Raw genomic sequence first — 19,923 nt, forward strand, 5'->3', positions numbered from 1 at the left:
CTTTATTTTTCGGTGAAGATCAGTCTTGGCTAATTGAAAAGGAACGGTTGAAACTCGTTATTCCTCGCGCAGGGGCACCCGATTTGATGTGGTGTTTCAAATCAGGTGAGCCGTTGGGATCAGTTTAATTTGCAAAAACTTCACTAGCGAACTTTGGTTTGGCCCTGATATCGAAGTTAAAATAAAGAGCGCTGATCTTATCGTAGGTGCCGTCTTTAAGAATCTCTTCGAGAGCCTGATTGACACGTGTTCGCAGCTGCTCGTCTTCTTTGCGGAAAGCCATCCCCGCTCCCAATGTGCCGTCCAGAAGAAATTCTTCACCAACAAATTCGCAGCAGTCCGCCCCCTTTGAGAGCCAATCACTCAGTGCGAATTTGGATTCTAGCAAAAGGTCAATACGGCCGCTCTCCATATCCATGAAAGCCTCGCCCAATGTCGGATACAGCTTCACCTCATTGTCCGGAAAGAAGCGCTGCAACACGTCAGCTGCAATTGAGCCTGTCTGGGTGCCTATCACTTTGCCTTTGGCACTTTCGGGTGTCACATCTTTTAGGCCTAGATCCTTCAACGCACCAAACCGCATGGTGTTGTAGTAATAGGGATTGGAGAAGTTGACTTGCTCCTTGCGCGATTCAGTGATGGCCATTGAAGAAGCCATGATATCGAATTTCTTCGACTGGAGCGCGGGGATTATTCCACTCCATTCGTTCGCACTCCATACGCAATTGGCTTTCAGCTTTTCACAGATCGCATTCCCGACGTCGATATCAAAGCCCTTCAGCTGCCCGTTTGGGTCCAGATAATTAAAGGGGGCATAGGCACCCTCAGCTCCCATCCTGATTTCATCGGCTTGGACTGGAAGGACTCCACACAAGACGGCAAAAACGGCAGCAAACCCCATTTTCGTTTTTTTGATCACATTCGTTCTCCTTTTATATGCCTGCCTGATTGGTAACCGACGCGTACTACGATCGAGAGCAGATAAACGCGGATATCCAAGGGCGACTTTTATTGCTTAACGAATATGCTTGCGCCGAAGGGCGATCAATGCAAAAGATCTATTTAATGCCATTAGAAAAATTAATAGCTGGATGACTTCACGAGCCAAACGACGCCTTCCAAGTTTGAGGGCCCTACGGGCTTTTGAAGCGGTATCACATTGCCAAAGCTTCACCCTGGCAGCAGAAGAACTTGCAATAAGCCAAGGCGCCGTAAGCCATCAAATCAAGCTTCTTGAGCAAGCGTTGGGCCGTCAGCTGCTTGTCCGCAGCCCTCGCGGAGTATCCGTAACGCCTGAAGGCGCTCTTCTTCTGGAAGTCTGTACGCGCGCATTTGATGAAATCAATGCTGTGACCGCACTGATAGGCCAAGATAGCAAGGCGCAAGTTCTACGAGTTCGTGCCGGTCCATTTTTTGCAATGGAGGTTATCGCGAGCAGGATTGCAGGCTTTTTGAAGCAAAACCCCAGTATACAGCTTCATCTGAATAATCTTGATATAGATTCCATCGCTCAGGATAGAGAAGACGCGCAGATAAAATACTGTTTGCACCCGCCTGTAGGCGTCTACAGCATAGAACTTTTAAAAGAAAAATTAGTACCCATTTGCAATCCCTCACTCCTGGATGGTGTAGTCAACGCAGAAGATGTTCTGGCTAACCCGAATATTCCTCGCCTACATTATAGGGACTTAAGCGACTGGAAGAGATGGATGTCGCATCATGGCTTTGACGATTTAGCTGCCAACTCCAACCTGTTTTTTGATGATCAACACACGCTTTTGGCCGCAGTGCGCTCCGGACAGGGCATTGGTTTTTCTCATCGTCCACTCGTCGAGAGCGACGTACAACGCGGAGCGCTCTGCATCGTATCCGAGCGGTATTTCGAGCCCAGAGAATCATACAAATTTATATGCAGCCACGAGAACATTGCCAGCAATCCTGCATTGCAGCTCTTCCGCGACTGGCTTGTTAAAGAAGTTGCAACAATCTGCTAAGCGCAGGCAGTTGAAATCAGATAAAAAACACCTCAAAGCACATGGTGGAAAGCGATATCTGAGTTTTATTCTCAACTATGTGAATATATTTGATCCCAATCAAAGATGTGAGCGCCAAGCCGTTCTAAGTCTGCATCAGACTGGTCATTATCAGGCACCGCTGTGATGTCGCCTGAGCCAGCTATGGAGATCAAAAAAGATGCGCAAATTTGCTATTTCCCTCGCCGCTGCTGGGCTGAGCCTGATGATGGCAGCACCCGTTCTCGCGGAAAACATCGAAGTTCATATGCTCAACAAAGGCGCAGAAGGTGCGATGGTTTTTGAGCCTGCCTATATCAAGGCCAACCCCGGCGACACGATTACCTTCATTCCTACCGACAAGGGCCACAATGTGGAGTCGGTCAAGGGCATGATCCCGGAAGGCGTGGAAGCGTTTAAGAGCAAGGTTAACGAAAACTACACACTCACGGTCACCGAACCCGGCGCCTATTTCGTAAAATGCACACCACATTACGCAATGGGTATGGTTGCGCTGCTGGTTGTCGGCGAGAACCCGGCAAATCTTGATGCTATTGTCGCGGCCAAGAAGCCAAAGCCGGTCCAGAAGCGGCTGGAAAAGGCGATTGCAGACGCCCAATAAAAGACTGCCGATAATTGCATTAAAACCGGTCAGTGAGAGGATACTATGAAAGTACAGGAAGGCCTGCTGGCCACCTCCGCAGCGATGCCCTCCGAACGCCGCGGCGCAATAGCGCGCGGCTTCAAAAAGACCGGGCCGGCAATTTTCAGCTATGGCTTCCGCCCATTTTTTCTGGGCGGAGCCATCTGGGCCGTTCTGGCCATGCTGCTTTGGATCTTGTCGCTGACTTTCGGCGTTTCAGTCGGGGGCACTTATGGCGCGCTGAACTGGCATGCACATGAAATGGTCTTTGGCTTTTCTTCTGCAGTTCTCGCAGGTTTTCTAATGACCGCCATACCCAACTGGACAGGCAGGCTGCCGGTTTCCGGCGCTCCGCTTGCGATACTTTTCGGCACATGGCTTATCGGGCGCGTCCTCTTTCTCAATCCAGACATCACCAATCTTTATCTGGCAGTTGCAATAGAAAGCCTGTTTCTGCCAATGCTGCTTTTTATCAGCGCACGCGAGATCATTGCGGGTCGTCAGTGGAAAAATCTAAAAGTTCTGATTGCCGTCAGCGTGGTTACAATTGCCAATTTCACATTTCACTATCTGGCAATGACGGACGGCGATGTTGCGATGGCAAACCGCATCGGGGTCAGCGCCTATGTCCTGCTGGTCATGTTGATTGGTGGACGTATCATTCCAAGCTTCACCCGCAACTGGCTTAACAAAACCGGATCAACCCGGTTTCCGGTTCCATTTAACAGGTACGATGTCCTGTGCATTATGGTTGCGGCTTTGGCGTGCATCTCATGGGTTGTGGCACCTGAATCAACTCTTACTGCCATTCTTGCAATCATTACGGCAGTCCTGCACACGATAAGGCTCTATCGCTGGCGCGGCTGGAGCGTGGCACGTGAAAAGATACTGCTGGTTCTGCACGTGGCCTATGCTTTCGTGCCGCTGGGTTACATTGCCATTGCATGTGCAGCTCTTGGCCATCTCAACCCTTATTCAGCGCTCCATGTCATGACAGTTGGCGTCATCGGCACCATGATGCTTGCAGTTATGACACGTGCAACTCGCGGGCATACCGGTCGGCCATTAACCGCTACACCCAGCACACAGATTGCCTATCTATGTATTATTCTTGCTGCTCTGTTGCGGCCCTTTGCAGAAATGATGCCGAATTTCTTTCATACATTGCTCGCAGGTTCGGCGCTGTTATGGATACTGGCTTTTGGCCTCTATGTTCTGGAATATGGACCGATGCTCACACGGCAACGTAAAGCGACATCTTAGAGCGCGTTTCGATCTGATTGGATCGGATCAGCACTCTAATCCTTTGTTGTAACGCTCTATGAAAATGCCGGGCTTTTGGCCCGGCATACTTGTTTTTAATCTTCCGAAATCAAGCTGTCCTTGCTGGTGTCACGCATCCGCAAATACACAATCAGAGATATGCCGATCATAAACGTTACATACCAGTAGAAACCACGCTCCCAACCGCCGTTCTTGAAGCTGAGCGCAACATATTCGGCCGTTCCGCCAAACAATGTATTTGCAAGAGCATAAGGCAAGGCTACACCAAGCGCGCGGATGTGTGCCGGGAAAAGCTCGGCCTTAACGACCGCGTTGATCGATGTATAACCGGTGACGATGACCAGTGCACCCATGACCAGAAGACCGGCGATCCATGGATCCCGCGTCTGCTCAAGGGTCGAGAAGATTGGATAGGTGAACAGCACGCCTGCAGTACCAAAGGCGATCATCAGCGGCTTACGGCCAATCTTATCCGACAGCGCACCAGCCAGCGGCTGAAGACACATGAAGATAAACAGCGTAATCGCATTGATCTGGCTTGCAACTTCACGGCTGAAGCCGGATGTGTTGACAAGGAATTTCTGCATATAAATCGAATATGCGTAGAATGCGAGCGTACCACCGGCGGTCAAAAGCATGACCAGAGCCGTTTCTTTCGGATGATACTTGATAAGTGTCCAGAAGCCGGACTTTGGTGCATCTTTCGTCTTCGCATTCTTGAAACTTTCGGTTTCAGCAAGACCACGACGCAGCCAGAAAACAACCACTGCAAGCAATGCTCCAACGAAGAACGGAATACGCCAGCCCCATGATTCAAGCGCTGAGGTTTCCATTGTTCTTTGCAGCACAATCAGCAGAAGAATAGCCAGAAGCTGGCCGGAAATCAGCGTTACATACTGGAACGATGAAAAGAATCCACGGCGGCTTTTTCCTGCCATTTCAGAAAGATAGGTCGCACTCGCACCATATTCGCCACCAACAGACAGGCCCTGCATCAAACGCGCAAGAACCAGCAGCACTGGCGCAACAATACCAATCGTTTCATAACCGGGTGTGAGCGCAATGATCAGGGAGCCTGCACACATCAATGTCACGGACAAGGCAAGACCAGCCTTGCGGCCCTTGCGATCCGCATAAATCCCCATGATCCAGGCACCGATCGGACGCATGATGAAGCCCACGGCAAAAACCGCTGCAGCGCTGAGAAGTTGCGCAGTCTGGCTTTCCGATGGAAAGAAATGCGGTGCGAAATAGAGCGTGAAGGCGGCATACACATACCAGTCAAACCACTCGACCAGATTGCCGGTTGATCCACCGATAATGGATTTAAGACGGCTATTGGTGCTTGTCGCATCGCTCCGTTCAGATGTCATTGAGACCATGCGGTCACTCCTTCAAATCTCTCAGTCTTTGAGGTTCCACCCGTTGTAAGCACGCCACAAAGTACGCAGGCTTCCGGGTATATTTGATTGCCCTCGGTCAGGTGCGTTGCACACAAAACCTGGCTGCCGGTGTAAATGCCGAACAAGAAATAATCATATTCTCGTGGTTACGCGGATAAGCTCCTCCCTACGAAACTCCCATTTCGAAGTGGCGCTAAAATGCGTGACATCGTTTTTGATCGCCAGTGCAACAGATTAAAAAGTTTAATCATTTGAATTGGTTGAATTATTCACAATTTCGCCACAGTTCTTACTTGTATTTTGTGCAGAATTCTGCGTGACTTTTCAAAGATAATTGCATAATCCTGCACAAATGAAGACACTGTCAAAACTCAGCAGAGTCCTGCTGATCCTGCTGGCTTTCCTGCTTGTTGCGGGCGTCTGGACGGCTGCGCGCTCCTGGACAGAGGCAAGCGCGCTTGAACGGCTCAGTCAGGATGCGACGCTTATTGCACGGCAGCAGACCCGGCTTATCGACAGTGAGCTTGCCAAGTTTCGCCTTCTGCCGGTCGTGTTGAAAGAATATGGCGACCTTCACGATGTGCTTGCCGGCGGGCCGCAAAATGCAACATCACGATTAAACAAAAAACTCGAATTTCTTGCTGACGAAATCGGCTCGCCTATCATTTATGTGATCGCACGCGATGGCACCGTGATTGCGTCGTCCAATGCCAACACGCCGGAAAGTTTCGTCGGTCGCAACTATAGCTTCCGCCCTTATTTTCAGGGTGCCATGAATTCAGGTGCAGCGGAATATTACGCTATCGGAGACGTCAGTGGGCGCTTCGGCCTGTTTCTCGCGCAGCGAATAGGCGATAAGCCCAATCCGGCTGGTGTTGTCGTCGTTAAATTCGAATTTCACCGACTCGTTCAGACCTGGGCGAACGATCCCGGCCAGACATTCGTGGTTGATCCGCGCGGCATCATTCTCGCATCCACAGACAAAGCGGAAGACCTTCGGTCCTTTCAACCAATCTCCGCAGCCGAGCGCGAAAAAATAGCCCAAAGCGGGCAGTTCAACATCGCCGATCTGCAACCCAGCCATTATGCATTCGAACCTGAAAGCATGATGCGGGGTGCCTCAGGCACAGAATTTCGCACGGTTGGCGAACAGATCGCCGGAACGGAATTAAGGCTTCTGCATATTGAGGCCATCGCTCCCGTAATGCGCGCAGCAAAGGATCTGGCACGGCTGATTACAGTGGCAGCACTGCTCATTATTGCAATGCTCTCAGGCGCTGTTTACTGGCGCATGACGCGAGCCGCTCGTCTGGCAGCCGACAGGGCGGCACTTGAAACAGCGGTCATGGAGCGCACAGCAGAGCTTCGTTCTGAAATAGCAGAACGCGGGCGTGCCGATCAGCGTTTTCGCAAAGCCCGCGAGGAACTGGCGCAGGCAAACAGGCTTGCATCGCTTGGATCCATTACCGCAGGCCTCGTGCATGAGATAAACCAGCCTGTCGCGACCATTCAGACGCTTTCCGAGAATGCACAGCATCATCTGGCAAAAGGCAAACTGGACAAGGTTGCAACCAACCTGAGCACATCCATCGAACTCACCGCCCGCATCGGATCAATCACGCAGGAAATGCGCCGTTTTGCACGCCGTGGGCATGGCCAACTCGGCCCGATCCGACTTGATGAATTGCTGGAGGGCACGCTTCTCATCATGGGCGATCGCTTTCGTACTGCCGGTATTGAGCTTGAAATGCCGAATGGCTGCGACTTCACAGTTCGGGCAAACCGCGTGCGACTGGAACAGGTTCTGGTCAACCTTTTACAGAACGCACTTGATGCCGTGGCAGGCCAATCTAAACCGCGCGTTGCTTTGCATGTCTTGCAAGCAAATGAACATATATCGCTGATCGTTGCCGACAACGGACCGGGCATCGATCCTGCGGTTGGCGATGATGTGTTCAGCCCTTTTGTCACCGGCAAACCGGATGGGCTGGGTCTGGGGCTGGGCATTGCACGCGACATCATGTCAGAACTCGAAGGCAGTTTGCGCATCGTGCCTTCCCCCTTAGGCGGCGCTGCCTTCTCAGCCATGTTAAAACAGGCAAAACAATCATGACGGACACACAATCACTGCGCGTCATGCTCATCGATGACGATGTGGCCTTTCGCACGGCTCTTGCGGATTCTTTCGAAATTGCCGGACTGGACATCGAGACCTTCGGCGATGGCCATTCGGCACTCGCCAATCTGAGTGCAGACTTTCCCGGTATTGTCGTCACCGATATTCGTATGCCGCGCATCGATGGACATGCGGTCATGGAAGCGCTGCTTACGCGCGATCCCGAACTGCCGGTCATCCTGATGACCGGACATGGTGATATTGGCATGGCAGTGACAGCGCTTAAAAAAGGGGCTTTCGACTTTATAGCCAAACCCTTTGCGGCGGATCATATGATTTCAAGCGTGCGGCGCGCGCTGGAAATGCGCCGTCTGGTTCTCCAAAACCGTCGCCTGCGCAAAGCGGCCGCAGAGGCTGAACAGGGCTTCCCGTTGCTGGGCGAGACGCCCGTCATGGTGCGACTGCGCGAAACCATCCGCCAGCTTGCAAGTGTCGATGTGGATGTGCTGATTGAAGGCGAAACCGGCACCGGCAAAGAACTGGTCGCACGTCTTTTGCACCGCTGGAGCGCACGCCATGCCCGTGGCTTTGTTGCAATCGATTGCGCAGCGCTACCCGATGCCATTGCTGATGAGGTGCTGTTTGGCAACCGCATCCAGCGTGGCCGCATCATTGACGCTGAGCGCGGCACACTTTTTCTTGATGAGGTCGACAGCATGTCGCCCGTCCTGCAAGGCAAACTTTTGCGCGTTGTCGAAGAGCGCGAATTGCCAAGCGTTTCAGGCGAGCCCCGAGCCGTTAATCTGCGGATCATTGCTGCCGCAAAAGGCGAGCTTGAAGGTGCGGTACAGGCAGGGCGTTTCAGGTCCGATCTGCTTTATCGGCTCGAAACCGTAAGGCTGCGTATTCCGCCCTTGCGTGAACGTCGCAAGGATATCGGCCTTTTGTTCGCTTATTTCCTTGATGAGGCCGCAAAACAATTCGGTCAGCCGCGACCGACCATAGATGGGGCAATAGAAACGCGGCTCAACGCCGATGAATGGGCGGGCAATGTGCGCGAGCTGCGCAATTTTGCAAAACAAGTCGTGCTGGGACTGGACGTCGATCAGGCGCGCGAGCCGAGCGCCCTGCCGCTTACCCAGCAACTCGATCAGTTCGAAACCAAAGTTTTGCAGGACACGCTCACGCGTCTTAATGGCGATGTGGGAGAAGCAGCAGAGATACTGCAACTTCCGCGTCGCAGCCTCTATGCACGCCTGCAAAAGCTCAATATCGACGCGTCTTCATTCCGAAAGAAGGCCTGATGATGCTTATGCTGTGACGAGAGCAGCCTTTGCTGTACGCACAACCTCGCGCGTAAGCTCGCTTAAATGATCCGCAGCCAGCCGGTTCATCTGCCAGTAAAGTGCGATATCCAGCGGCGTGTTTGGGATCAGCTCGACAAGCCGCCCGGCCTGTAAATGCTCTTTCACCAGGTGCTCAGGATTCATACCCCAGCCCATGTCAGACAGGCTGGCCTCGATGAAGCCCTGCGTGGATGGCAGCCAATGCGTGGGATGCGCAAGATCGCGGCCCATCACCTGAGCGATCCATTGCGACTGCAATCTGTCCTTCTGATTAAAGGTCAACGCAGGCGCATCGGCCAATGTGACCTGCGTTACGCCCTTCGAAAAATAACGCGCAACAAACGCCGGGCTGGCAGTCGCGCGATAGCGAAGCGCGCCCAGTGAAAGGCGTCGACATCCCTGTATCGGCTTTTCCAGACTTGTAACGGCCGCAAGCACCCGTCCCCGTTGCAGCCATTCCGCCGTATGATCCTGATCATCGACAGCTATGTTGAGCAAATAGCGGGTTTGTTTGGAAAAGCTGGACATGGCTTCAACAAACCATGTGCCCAGACTATCCGCATTGGTTGCGATATGCAGCGTCACGCGTTGCTGCGTGTCGTCTTCGCGGACCAGTGAGGGCAAATGCCTGAACAACTCGCTCTCCAGCATGCCCACATTTTCCATATGGCGGCATAGCCATTCACCTTTTTCAGTCGCGAGGCACGGATTGCCGCGCACAATAAGGACCACACCAAGCCGCTCTTCAAGATGCTTGACGCGTTGTGAAACAGCGGATGGCGTGATGTTGAGTGCAATGGCTGCTTTTTCAAAGCTGCCAGTCTGGACAACAGTGGTTACCGCGCGCAGTGCCGGATAATCAAGCATGGATTAGTTTTTCTTAATCTGAACAAGTCACATTAATTAGCCTAATCATTCCCGATACGATAGCAACAGCCTGAATGATAATTCGGGACTTCTTAAAGTGGTGAATAGTTCAGTTTATGTGACCGGCCTGATGATGGGCCTGAGCCTGATTGTTGCAATTGGAGCGCAAAATGCTTTCATTCTGCGGCAAGGACTCCGCAATCAGCATGTTCTCACGGTCGTGCTTGCCTGCGCGATTTCGGATGCTTTTCTCATTGTTCTGGGCGTGACCAGCTTTCAGAAAATTGCCTTGCTCATGCCATGGCTCGATCCAGTGATGCGCTATGGCGGAGCGACCTTCCTGTTTTGGTATGGTGCAAAAAGCCTCTACGCGGCGCTAAGATCGTCCAGCGCGCTGATATCGGCGGAAATGCGTGCTTCCAGCCACACGCAAACATTGATCACGTGCCTTGCCCTCACATGGCTCAATCCGCATGTCTATCTCGATACAGTCATGCTGCTTGGAACAATTTCGACGCGCTTTCCCGGAGAGGAATTCTCTTTTGCGGCCGGTGCTGTGACAGCCTCTTTCCTGTTTTTCTTCACACTTGGCTATGGCGCGTCCTGGCTTCGTCCGGTCTTCGCCAGACCATCCTCATGGCGCATTCTGGAATTACTCATTGCAGCCGTCATGTGGCTGATTGCTCTCAAGCTCGTCATTCCCGCTTGATCGCTCCAAAACACTTTGCGGAATCTGACAGGCTTGGCTACAGCATTATGATCAACAAAACAGAGTAGCTCTATGCCCGTTCGCCCTATCGTCCAATATCCCGATCAACGCCTGCGCGAAGTGGCAGAACCTGTCACCGCATTTGATCAAGCCTTGCGCAATCTCGCAAACGACCTACTCGATACAATGCGTGCAGCACCCGGCATCGGTATCACGGCACCGCATATTGGTGTCGCCAAACGGGTTGTTGTTCTTGAGCTTTCAAAAGAAACCGGCACACATATTTATGTAAACCCGGAAATAATCTGGGCTTCCGACGAGACGATCAAGCATCAGGAAGGCAGCGTCTCAATGCCCGGCATTGTCGAAGACGTCGAACGGCATGCACGCATCAAAATTCGTTATCAAAACCTAGATGGCACTGAAAAAACGGAAGAATCCGAAGGATTGCTTGCCGTTTGCCATCAGCATGAAATCGATCAGCTCAATGGCACTTTCTGGGTGCAGCGGCTTTCACGTCTGCGGCGCGAACGGCTGCTTAAGCGGTTCGAAAAATTAAATCGCTGATAGATGCGCGCTTTGGCTTGAATTGGTTTAAAAGTCAGCAACCTTGCCCCATGCGCTGCGGTTCAGGCGTTCCGGCGTGTAAGGTTTAGGGTCCACAATCGGCTTACGTCCCAAAACCACATCCGCAATCATATGCCCCGCACCGGGACCGATGCCAAATCCATGTCCGCTGAACCCTGCCGCCAGAATGAAACCCGGAACAGTTTCAATCTCACCAATCGCCGGAACGCCGTCCGGTGTGCTGTCAATATAGCCCGCCCAGCGGTTCGCAATCGGTGTCTTTGCCAGTTCCGGCAGGAGGTCACACGCTCTTCGATAGGTCAGTCGGATCTGCCCCTCATCCGGTTTCGGATCGAGGATACGGTTTCTTTCCATGGGTGTAATCTTGTCGAGCGACCATTTCCTCAACGTTTCGTGGCCTGAACACCAGCCCTGAATACCGCCCGGAGCAAGACTGCGCCAGCGACGCATGAACATCGGTATGAATTCACGGCCAAAACGCAATTGCTGCGGGGTCGTATCAACCCGCGCGCGACCGCTGATTGCCAGCGTATAGCCGCCATCATAGCGTCGTGTGAGCGATACCTGAGATGTATGCAATGCATCAGGCAAACCGACAGCACCGGGCGCGACCGACAGGATCGAAGCGCGAACGGCTGCCTGCGGAAAGCGAATGCCCAACTGGTTGCAGAAGGAAGATGCCCATGCACCGCCCGCCATCACCACGGTTTTCGTCGCAATTGTGCCTGCTTCGGTCACCACACCGCTGACGCGTCCGCCGCTCAGCTCAAGACCGCGCGCAGCGCAGTTTTGATGAACGCTGCCACCTGCCGCCATAATCCCGCGTGCCACAACCGGCACCGCACGTGACGGATCGGCGATACCATCGGTCGGCGAGAAAACGCCGCCTTTCCAGCTGCGCCCCGTCGCTTTGCCACGCTCTGCCGCTTCCGCTGCGCTCAACATATGCGTGGTTACACCAACAGTCTGTGCAAAATCACGCCAACGCGCCCAGCCTGCAATCTCCGCTTCATCCTGCGACAGATAAAGAAGCCCGCAACGGCGAAAACCGGGATCTTCCCCCGTTTCCTCGGCGATTTTATCCCAGAGCTCCAAGCTTCTGGTCGCCATCGGAAGCTCGCGCGCATCGCGGTTTTGTTGGCGGCACCAACCCCAGTTTCGGCTCGATTGTTCGGCTGCAATGCGGCCCTTTTCAACAAGCGCAACCTTCACGCCACTGCGGGCGAGGTAATAGGCTGTAAACACGCCAACAACGCCGCCGCCAATCACAACCACGTCCGCTGCCTCTGGCAAGGTTGGGCTGGTTTCAATGTGCAAGAGCGGTGCAGACATGTGTGGAACTCCAGTGTTTTGCACATCCTACTGCCCGCCGCGCCAAGACGTGCATCGGAGTTTGCCTTTACACAGAATTTCATATGGTTTGCTGCGGCTGCGACAGGCGATTATTGCGCAGAAAGCCCGTCTGCTTCGCTCGATCACTGAATATGGAAAACCGCATCTGGCGCGATTGCAGCTTGAAGCGAAAAAGATAATAATCTGATTTCAGAATACAGCATGAGTGGTTTTGCTATGAAGCTCGACAAAATCGACATAAAAATCCTATCCGAAATGCAGAAAAATGGGCGGATAACCAATGTCGAACTCGCAGAACTGGTCAATCTTTCGCCCAGCCCATGCCTGATGCGGGTAAAAAAGCTGCAATCGGAAGGTTATATCACCGGATATTCGGCACAGATCAATGTTTCGAAACTGGGCCAGACACTGACAGTCTTCACCGAGATCACGCTCAAGAACCACCGCCAGATCGATTTTGCACGTTTTCTGGCAACAGTTGAAAAGATCGATTCTGTTATTGAGTGCCACCTGGTTTCGGGCGGTTACGATTATCTTATGAAATTCGTGACCGCCGGAATTGTCGAATATCAGACGATCATGGAGCGCCTGATCGATATGGATGTCGGCATCGACAAATATTTCAGCTTCGTCGTGCTCAAGTCACCCATTGTGAAAGCACATCTGCCGCTAGACGTGATGTTCACAGAATAGCACGCCAATCTCAGCTTCTGGTAAACTCACGCACCAGTTCCGGGTCCTGCTGCAGTCCGTCGAGCCAGCCGGTGTCGAGCTTGGGTACGGATGAGAACAAAAGCCGCGAATAAGGATGGCTGGCGGCATTGCCCATCAGGGCCGGACTTAGCTGCTCAACCTTTTTACCGGCATACATGACCACAACTTCGTCGCAGATCGCACGCACTGTAGAGAGGTCATGACTGATAAAGAGATATGACAGCGACAGTTCGCGCTGCAACTCCTTCAAGAGATCAATAATGGCCGCAGCCACAACCGTATCCAGTGCGGAGGTGATTTCATCGCAGATGATCATCTTGGGATCAGCAGCAAGTGCACGCGCAAGATTGATGCGCTGCTTCTGCCCGCCGGAAAGCTCACCCGGCCTGCGGTACCGCAAATTGCGCGGGATCCGCACCATATCAAGCAGCTGATCAATGCGGGCATCGCGGCTTTTGCCATGCATGCCGTGATAGAATGACAAAGGGCGCGCAAGAATATCGGCAATCGACTTGGCAGGATTGAGCGCGGTATCCGCAAACTGAAAGACAATCTGCAATTCGCGCAATTGCTCGCGCGTGCGATGACGCAGAGCGCTCTGCATTTCCTTACCTTCAAAGATAATCTTTCCGCGCGCGGCTGGCAGGATACCGGCAATTACGCGTGCAAGCGTAGACTTGCCGCAACCGGATTCTCCGACGATGCCCAGATTCTGCCCGCGCGATAGCTCAAGACTGACATTGTTGACCGCAATCATCGCCGGATCGCCGGATTTTCCGACAATACCATAACCGGCAAGAACATTCTCAACGACGAGAAGCGGCGATGGCTTTTCAGCTTCGACAATTTCCGGCCGCGCATGCAAAACCGGCTCAAAAGCTGCAAGCAATTCCTGCGTATAAGGGTGCTGCGGATGATGCAGAATATCCTGTGTGGAGCCCACCTCCTGAACTTCACCGCTTTTGAGTACCACGATGCGGTCTGCAATCTGGGCTACGACAGCGAGATCATGCGAAACATAAACCCCAGCAATATGGTTCTTTTTCATCACCGACTTGAAAGCGCGCAGAACTTCAATTTGCGTCGTCACATCAAGCGCCGTCGTCGGCTCATCGAAAATCACAAGCTTGGGGTCACCGATGAGCGCCATAGCTGCCGAAAGGCGCTGCAATTGCCCGCCCGATACCTGATGCGGATAGCGGTCACCAATTGTTTCGGGGTTTGGCAAGGCAAGCGCCTTGAACAGGTCTATTGCCTTTTTGCGTGCCTCTTCCTTCGACATCAGTTTGTGAATTTTGGTCACTTCAATGACCTGATCCATAATGCGATGGGCAGGATTGAAAGAGGCAGCCGCACTTTGCGGCACATAGGACACTTCTGTGCCCCGTTTCTTCGCGCGTTTACGCTCTGAGAGCGAGACAAGATTCTGCTTTGAAACGTCGATACTGCCGCTCACGATCCGGCACCCCGGACGCGTATAGCCCATAAGTGTAAGCGCAATGGTTGTCTTGCCAGAGCCGCTCTCGCCAATGAGAGCCACAATTTCACCTTTGGCAATTTCAAAGCTCACGTCACGGATAATTTCGACGGTGCGACCTGAATCGGTTTTTGCATCCACGCGCAGGTTTTTGATCTCAACCAGATTGCTCATTCATTCGCTCCTGTCGCGGATTTTTTGCGGGAGATTGTCGATCAGCAGATTGACGCTGATGGTGAGGCTCGCAATCGCGACGGACGGAAACACAACGGCAGGGGCCGCAAAGGAAAGACCACCAATATTTTCCTTTACCAAAGCCCCCCAATCGGCAAATGGCGGCTGCACACCAAGCCCCAGAAAGGACATGCTCGACAAAAGCAGGACGATAAAGACAAAGCGTAGGCCAAAATCGGCAAGGACTGGTCCGATGATACCCGGCAAAATCTCTGAACGGATAAGATAGCCGATCTTTTCGCCGCGTGCGCGGGCGACGGTCACATAGTCCCTGGTGTTGATATTGATCGCCAATGCGCGCGCAAAGCGATAGCTGCCCGGCGTATAGATCACCGCCATGATGACAATGAGGACCGGAATGGACGAGCCGATACCCGCAACAATCACCAGCGCCAATATCTTGCTTGGGATGGATGTGAGCGCATCAAGAAAGCGGCTCAATGCTGAATCAAACCAGCCGCCGATAACTGCGGCCATCATGCCAAGTGTCACGCCAAAAAAACACGCCAGAAACACCGCTGCCAGCGAAATGCCAACCGTAAAGCGCGCGCCATAGATAATGCGGGAAAGCATATCGCGGCCAAGATAATCGGTGCCAAGCGGAAACTGTGCACTCATCGGTCCGAAAAAGTCGAAATCGACGATTTCACCCACCGGATGGGGCGCGATCCACGGCGCAAAAATGGCAACCAGTGCCCAGCAGAGAATAATCAGGAACGAAACTGTGCCGACCAGATTAACCCGATAACCAAAGCGTTGAGACTTAGTCTTTCGCTGACTTGAAACGGAAGCGGTCATGATTATCGCAGCCTCGGGTTGGAAACGATAGCAATGATATCCGCCATCGTAATGAGCAGAAGATAGCCAAAGCAGAAGATCATCGCGCAGGTCTGGATCAACGGCAGATCACGCGTTGCGACAGCATCGAGCATCAACTTGGCTATGCCGGGATAATTGAAGATGGTTTCGACAATAATGACGCCGCCCAGCAGATAAGACAGCGACAACGCAACCGCATTAACGATCGGCCCGAGCGCATTTGGCAACGCATGAACCATGACCATACGGCGGCGCGAAGCACCTTTAAGAAGCGCCATTTCAACATAGGGTGTGTTAAGCGTTTCAAGAACGGCGGCGCGCGTCATGCGGATCATTTGCGCTGAAATCACAAAGCTCAGCGTGATCACCGGCATGGCAAAGACTTTGAGAAGCCCTATGAAAGACGTGACTTCATTGGCCATTGAGAGGGCTGGCAACCAGCCAAGATAAACTGCAAACACAATCACGGCGATGGTCGCGACCATGAACTCAGGGACGGAAATCACCGAGATCGTGATGATGGAAACAACCCGATCATAAATCGTACCGCGCATGATGGCCGCAGTGATGCCAAGAAACAGAGCGATCGGCACCGATATTACGGCCGTCACGCCGGCAAGTTTGAGCGAGTTCACAAGCCTGCTGCCGATGAGATCGGCAATGGGCAGATTGTTGGCATAGGACACGCCAAGATCGCCGGTAAGCAGATGGCCCAGCCAGAATATGAAGTGCAGGAAGGCAGGCTGGTCGAGATTCATCGCGTGACGAAGTCCTGCAACAGCCTCCGGCGTTGCGGCCTGTCCGAGAAGAATTTCGGCGACGTCACCGGGCAGCATCGCTGTTGCAAAGAAAATCGTAAATGCAACAATCAGCAGCGTAACGAATGCAACAACAAGGCGTTTGGCGACGAGAATCAGCAAAGGCGATTTCATGGTCATGCGCGGCCCAATATTTTGGGGAAACGATCAGTTCGGGCAAAATCCATGCCTTGCCCGAACTCGAAGAACGAATTTACCGGATGAACAATCAGGCTTCCAGCCAGGCATGTTCGGCAAATGTATAGCCCATCATGCCACCCAGCGGATTTGGCTCGAGACCTTTAAGCTTCGGCGAGGTTGCATCCACATTCGACATGAAGGCCGGAATGACCGTTCCCGCTTCATTGGAAATCATGGCCTGCATTTCGCCGTAGATTTCTTTACGTTTGTTTTCATCGAGCAGACCGCGTGCTTCAAGCAGCATCGAGTCGAATTTCTCGGACTTATACCGGCTTTCGTTCCACGGCGCATCGGACTTATAGAGCAGCGAGAACAGAATATCCGGCGTTGGACGAGCGTTGATATTGCCGTAATGAACAGCATCCTTCAGCCAATGATTTGACCAGTAGCCGTCCGATGGTACGCGATCAATGGCGATCTTCTGACCGATGGTTGATGCGGCCTGTTGAAGAACCATTGCATAGTCCAGCGATGACGATGCAGCTTCTGCGGCAGTGATGCGGATTTCCTGACCAAGCACACCGGCTTTTCCAAGCAGGGACTTTGCACGCTCCGGATCAAACTCGCGCTGTTTGAGTTCGGCATTAAAGTATTTGCTGGTTGCAGGCACCGGATGATCGTTTGCGATTTCTGCAAGACCGCGCAACACAGACTTCTGAATGACTTCACGATTGGTGAGATATTTCAGCGCTTCGGCCACGCCAGCCTTGTCGCCCGGTGCCATATCAAGGCGGGCATTAAGATTGGTATAAGTGCCAAGCTTCGAGATAAAAAGGGTCGCAGCAGGGTTGTTTTCAAGCACGCGCAGCGAACGCGGATTGAGGTTCGCACCAAGCTGAATATCGCCGGAAAGAACCGCATTCATACGGGCACTCTCATCAGAGATCGCAAAGAATTCGAAGGAATCAAGGTGCGGTCCGTTATTCCTCCAGTAATTCTCGTTGCGCGCAGCAATCGAACGAACTCCCGGCTGGAACTCTTTTAAGACAAATGGACCCGTCCCGTTGCCCTTAGAAAAATCCGTCGTGCCATCGGCAACAATCATGAAATGATGCAACGCGAGAATGGTTGGAAGATCGGCATTTGCGCTTTCAAGCGTGATCTCGACTGTGGTGTCGTCAATCTTTTTGACGCCTGTGATCTGCTTGGCAATCGCATTGACCTTGGAGCCAACAGCCGGGTCAAGGTGACGCTGAAGAGAAAACACCACATCATCTGCGCTCAGCGACTTGCCATCATGGAATGTCACCCCCTTGCGCAGCTTGACTGTCCAGACCTTTGCATCCGCGCTTTCGACGCTTTCGGCCAGTTCCATCTGCGTTTCGCCATGCCCGTCAAGAAAGGTCAGGCGGTTATAAACCGCACAGCAGCGCACATAGTCAGTAGCATTTGAAGCTTTGGCAGGATCAAGCGTATCGGCAGTGGAAGAGCTAAAGCCCGCAGCTTTGATAAAACCGCCTTTGACCGGCGTCGCAGCATATGCGGAGGTCGCGCGGCCCAGGATTGTTGTGCCCGCTGTAGCCGCAACCCCACCCATTAACATCATCTGCAACAATTCACGCCGGGTTGCCCCGCGTCGAATTGCATTTTCAATCATACGGTCGTCGGAAGAAGTCCAGTTGGTAATCTTCTCGCTCATAGCAGTTCCCCTTGTTTAACAATTGCATCTGGTGCTCCGGTTTATTGCCACCGGTTTCACCGCATTTTTTAAAGATCCGTTGTTTCAAGCACCTCATGCTCACGTCGATCGGAAAAGCATTTGAGTGAGAGAGCGACCATGCATCTAATGCGCATTATTCGGTCATCCAAACTCAATCCAGCAGATTGCCTTTCGTCTTCACCTTTTGCAGCCTTATTAGTTTGTTATGAACAAGCGCATTAATTGCGCTGAATTGATGAAGGACCGCAGCATAATATTGCGAATCTCGTGCGCTGACGAAATTCCGGTTCGCAACCTCTTGCTGCTATCCGCAAACCTATCCCTTCATCGCGGCACGAACATCTTCGTCAGCAAGCGTCTGGTCCAGCGTTTTGCGCGTGCGTTCGATAATCGCATCAATGTCGTCATCGGTGCAGCAAAGCGGCGGCGCATAACCAAGAACACCATTGGCGAAGGCGCGGATGACAAGACCATTGTCCCATGCGCGGTCAAAAATTCGGCGAGCCGGATCGGCTGCTGCCGGAAGCGGCGTCTTGTTTTCCTTGTCAGTCACAAGTTCAATGGCTGCCAGCATCCCGCGACCACGCACATCGCCGACCAGCGGATGATCGGAAAGCGACTGCAAACCTGCCATAAGGCGCTGGCCTGCCTTGCGGCCATTTTCAAGCAAGCCATTTTCATAAAGGCGCAGGCATTCAAGACCGACCGCTGCGCTGACCGGATGTGCGGAATAGGTATAACCGTGACCGACAGCGGCCTTACCGGCGCCATCGGCAATGGTGTTATAGACATGCTCAGACATAAAGAGCGCGCCCATCGGCACGTAACCCGATGTCAGTCCCTTCGCCGTGGTGATGAAATCGGGCACCACATCGTCTTCAGAACACGCAAAAAGCGGGCCCGTGCGGCCAAAGCCGGTGATCACTTCATCGGCAATAAACAGAACATCATATTGTTTACAAACAGCATGCATAGCTTTGAGCCAGCCTGCCGGCGGCACCAGCACACCGCCGGAACCCTGAATAGGTTCAACATAAAATGCTGCGACACGCTCCGCACCCAGTTCTTCGATCTTGGCACGCAATGCTGCAACAGAGGCATCAATGATTGCCTGCGGATCGGTGCCGACCGGGTTGCGATAAGCATAATGCGATGGAATTTTATGCTGCCAGTCATATGGCACGCCAAACCCCGCATGGAATGCCGGCAGTGCTGTCAAACCAGCCCCGGCAGTGGACGAGCCGTGATAACCATATTCCACCGAGATGAACTGGTCTTTCTGCGGTGTCCCTTTGGCGTGATAATAATAACGAATGTAGCGGATCGTGCTGTCGATCGCATCAGAACCGCCCAGCGTGAAATAGACATGATTGAGATCACCCGGCGCACGATCAGCCAGTTCAGCCGCAAGGCGAATGGCAGGCTCTGACCCCAGGCCAAAATAGCCGGTTGCATAGGGAAGCTCTTGTAACTGCTTAGTCGCAGCTTCAACAATACTATCCTGCCCATAGCCAACATTCACACACCAAAGACCCGCAAAGCCGTCGAGCAGCGTGTGCCCGGATGCATCCGTGACTGTCGCCCCCTTGCCGGACTTCAGAACACGCACGCCAGCGGCTTCATGACTGCGGAATGATGAGACCGGATGCACCAAGTGGGCGCGATCAAGTTCGATCAACGAATTGCTCAGCATAATATTC

The 19,923-nt window shown here is 52.8% G+C and carries 17 protein-coding genes; 8 read left to right on the forward strand and 9 right to left on the reverse strand.

Annotated features, from left to right (window positions below; all coding sequences use genetic code 11):
- Positions 1-124: 124 nt before the first annotated feature.
- Positions 125-919 (reverse strand): transporter substrate-binding domain-containing protein, encoded by a 795-nt coding sequence (locus OPR82_RS15070; protein WP_265985747.1) that lies wholly within the window; start codon positions 917-919, stop codon positions 125-127.
- Positions 920-1,028: 109 nt separating this feature from the next.
- On the opposite strand from OPR82_RS15070, the gene OPR82_RS15075 reads away from it, so the two are divergent.
- From OPR82_RS15075 to OPR82_RS15085, 3 genes are all read left to right on the forward strand, one after another.
- Positions 1,029-1,994 (forward strand): LysR family transcriptional regulator, encoded by a 966-nt coding sequence (locus OPR82_RS15075; protein WP_265985748.1) that lies wholly within the window; start codon positions 1,029-1,031, stop codon positions 1,992-1,994.
- A 199-nt stretch (positions 1,995-2,193) separates the two neighbouring features.
- Positions 2,194-2,634, forward strand: a complete 441-nt coding sequence (locus tag OPR82_RS15080; RefSeq protein WP_265985749.1) for a pseudoazurin — start codon at positions 2,194-2,196, stop codon at positions 2,632-2,634.
- 45 nt (positions 2,635-2,679) lie between these two features.
- Positions 2,680-3,918 (forward strand): NnrS family protein, encoded by a 1,239-nt coding sequence (locus OPR82_RS15085; protein WP_265985750.1) that lies wholly within the window; start codon positions 2,680-2,682, stop codon positions 3,916-3,918.
- 95 nt (positions 3,919-4,013) lie between these two features.
- Here OPR82_RS15085 and OPR82_RS15090 read toward each other — a convergent pair whose 3' ends face one another.
- On the reverse strand, positions 4,014-5,321 hold the full coding sequence (locus OPR82_RS15090) for an MFS transporter (protein WP_265985751.1): 1,308 nt from the start codon (positions 5,319-5,321) through the stop codon (positions 4,014-4,016).
- A gap of 373 nt (positions 5,322-5,694) precedes the next feature.
- Here OPR82_RS15090 and OPR82_RS15095 point away from each other — a divergent pair, with 373 nt between their 5' ends.
- Complete coding sequence (locus OPR82_RS15095; RefSeq protein ID WP_265985752.1) at positions 5,695-7,455, forward strand: sensor histidine kinase; 1,761 nt, start codon at positions 5,695-5,697, stop codon at positions 7,453-7,455.
- The gene (locus tag OPR82_RS15100) at positions 7,452-8,762 is read left to right on the forward strand and encodes a sigma-54-dependent transcriptional regulator (protein ID WP_265985753.1); all 1,311 of its coding nucleotides are present in this window, start codon (positions 7,452-7,454) and stop codon (positions 8,760-8,762) included. The genes OPR82_RS15095 and OPR82_RS15100 overlap by 4 nt, the downstream gene beginning before the upstream one ends.
- 6 nt (positions 8,763-8,768) lie before the next feature.
- On the opposite strand, the gene OPR82_RS15105 is transcribed toward OPR82_RS15100, so the two are convergent.
- Positions 8,769-9,671, reverse strand: coding sequence for a LysR family transcriptional regulator ArgP (locus OPR82_RS15105; protein WP_265985754.1), 903 nt, complete (start codon positions 9,669-9,671; stop codon positions 8,769-8,771).
- A gap of 130 nt (positions 9,672-9,801) precedes the next feature.
- On the opposite strand from OPR82_RS15105, the gene OPR82_RS15110 reads away from it, so the two are divergent.
- Positions 9,802-10,380 (forward strand): LysE/ArgO family amino acid transporter, encoded by a 579-nt coding sequence (locus OPR82_RS15110; protein ID WP_265985851.1) that lies wholly within the window; start codon positions 9,802-9,804, stop codon positions 10,378-10,380.
- Positions 10,381-10,452: 72 nt separating this feature from the next.
- Positions 10,453-10,947 (forward strand): peptide deformylase, encoded by a 495-nt coding sequence (locus tag OPR82_RS15115; RefSeq protein WP_265985755.1) that lies wholly within the window; start codon positions 10,453-10,455, stop codon positions 10,945-10,947.
- 27 nt (positions 10,948-10,974) lie between these two features.
- On the opposite strand, the gene OPR82_RS15120 is transcribed toward OPR82_RS15115, so the two are convergent.
- Positions 10,975-12,300: an NAD(P)/FAD-dependent oxidoreductase gene (locus OPR82_RS15120; protein WP_265985756.1), complete on the reverse strand. Its 1,326-nt coding sequence runs from the start codon at positions 12,298-12,300 to the stop codon at positions 10,975-10,977.
- Positions 12,301-12,537: 237 nt separating this feature from the next.
- Here OPR82_RS15120 and OPR82_RS15125 point away from each other — a divergent pair, with 237 nt between their 5' ends.
- A complete protein-coding gene (locus tag OPR82_RS15125; RefSeq protein WP_094508510.1) occupies positions 12,538-13,014 on the forward strand; it encodes an Lrp/AsnC family transcriptional regulator in 477 nt (158 codons plus the stop codon).
- 10 nt (positions 13,015-13,024) lie between these two features.
- On the opposite strand, the gene OPR82_RS15130 is transcribed toward OPR82_RS15125, so the two are convergent.
- The 5 genes from OPR82_RS15130 to OPR82_RS15150 form a co-directional block, all read right to left on the reverse strand.
- Positions 13,025-14,686 carry an ABC transporter ATP-binding protein gene (locus OPR82_RS15130; protein ID WP_265985757.1) on the reverse strand — a complete coding sequence of 554 codons (1,662 nt, stop codon included), beginning with the start codon at positions 14,684-14,686 and terminating at the stop codon, positions 13,025-13,027.
- The gene (locus tag OPR82_RS15135) at positions 14,687-15,544 is read right to left on the reverse strand and encodes an ABC transporter permease (protein WP_265985758.1); all 858 of its coding nucleotides are present in this window, start codon (positions 15,542-15,544) and stop codon (positions 14,687-14,689) included.
- Between the two features lie 2 nt (positions 15,545-15,546).
- On the reverse strand, positions 15,547-16,497 hold the full coding sequence (locus OPR82_RS15140) for an ABC transporter permease (RefSeq protein ID WP_265985852.1): 951 nt from the start codon (positions 16,495-16,497) through the stop codon (positions 15,547-15,549).
- 94 nt (positions 16,498-16,591) lie between these two features.
- Positions 16,592-18,202 carry an ABC transporter substrate-binding protein gene (locus tag OPR82_RS15145; protein ID WP_265985759.1) on the reverse strand — a complete coding sequence of 537 codons (1,611 nt, stop codon included), beginning with the start codon at positions 18,200-18,202 and terminating at the stop codon, positions 16,592-16,594.
- A gap of 337 nt (positions 18,203-18,539) precedes the next feature.
- Positions 18,540-19,916: an aspartate aminotransferase family protein gene (locus tag OPR82_RS15150; RefSeq protein WP_265985760.1), complete on the reverse strand. Its 1,377-nt coding sequence runs from the start codon at positions 19,914-19,916 to the stop codon at positions 18,540-18,542.
- Positions 19,917-19,923: the final 7 nt, after the last annotated feature.

Source organism: Ochrobactrum chromiisoli (genome assembly GCF_026241335.1).
Taxonomy (GTDB): domain Bacteria; phylum Pseudomonadota; class Alphaproteobacteria; order Rhizobiales; family Rhizobiaceae; genus Brucella; species Brucella chromiisoli.

Bases quoted from the DNA above. Each gene is read 5' to 3' on its own strand.
- OPR82_RS15080 (WP_265985749.1), top strand. From the start codon at position 2,194: ATGCGCAAATTTGCTATTTCCCTCGCCGCTGCTGGGCTGAGCCTGATG.
- OPR82_RS15150 (WP_265985760.1), bottom strand. From the start codon at position 19,916: ATGCTGAGCAATTCGTTGATCGAACTTGATCGCGCCCACTTGGTGCAT.
- OPR82_RS15120 (WP_265985756.1), bottom strand. From the start codon at position 12,300: ATGTCTGCACCGCTCTTGCACATTGAAACCAGCCCAACCTTGCCAGAG.
- OPR82_RS15110 (WP_265985851.1), top strand. From the start codon at position 9,802: ATGATGGGCCTGAGCCTGATTGTTGCAATTGGAGCGCAAAATGCTTTC.
- OPR82_RS15105 (WP_265985754.1), bottom strand. From the start codon at position 9,671: ATGCTTGATTATCCGGCACTGCGCGCGGTAACCACTGTTGTCCAGACT.
- OPR82_RS15090 (WP_265985751.1), bottom strand. From the start codon at position 5,321: ATGGTCTCAATGACATCTGAACGGAGCGATGCGACAAGCACCAATAGC.
- OPR82_RS15100 (WP_265985753.1), top strand. From the start codon at position 7,452: ATGACGGACACACAATCACTGCGCGTCATGCTCATCGATGACGATGTG.
- OPR82_RS15140 (WP_265985852.1), bottom strand. From the start codon at position 16,497: ATGAAATCGCCTTTGCTGATTCTCGTCGCCAAACGCCTTGTTGTTGCA.
- OPR82_RS15115 (WP_265985755.1), top strand. From the start codon at position 10,453: ATGCCCGTTCGCCCTATCGTCCAATATCCCGATCAACGCCTGCGCGAA.
- OPR82_RS15145 (WP_265985759.1), bottom strand. From the start codon at position 18,202: ATGAGCGAGAAGATTACCAACTGGACTTCTTCCGACGACCGTATGATT.
- OPR82_RS15095 (WP_265985752.1), top strand. From the start codon at position 5,695: ATGAAGACACTGTCAAAACTCAGCAGAGTCCTGCTGATCCTGCTGGCT.
- OPR82_RS15125 (WP_094508510.1), top strand. From the start codon at position 12,538: ATGAAGCTCGACAAAATCGACATAAAAATCCTATCCGAAATGCAGAAA.
- OPR82_RS15130 (WP_265985757.1), bottom strand. From the start codon at position 14,686: ATGAGCAATCTGGTTGAGATCAAAAACCTGCGCGTGGATGCAAAAACC.
- OPR82_RS15135 (WP_265985758.1), bottom strand. From the start codon at position 15,544: ATGACCGCTTCCGTTTCAAGTCAGCGAAAGACTAAGTCTCAACGCTTT.
- OPR82_RS15085 (WP_265985750.1), top strand. From the start codon at position 2,680: ATGAAAGTACAGGAAGGCCTGCTGGCCACCTCCGCAGCGATGCCCTCC.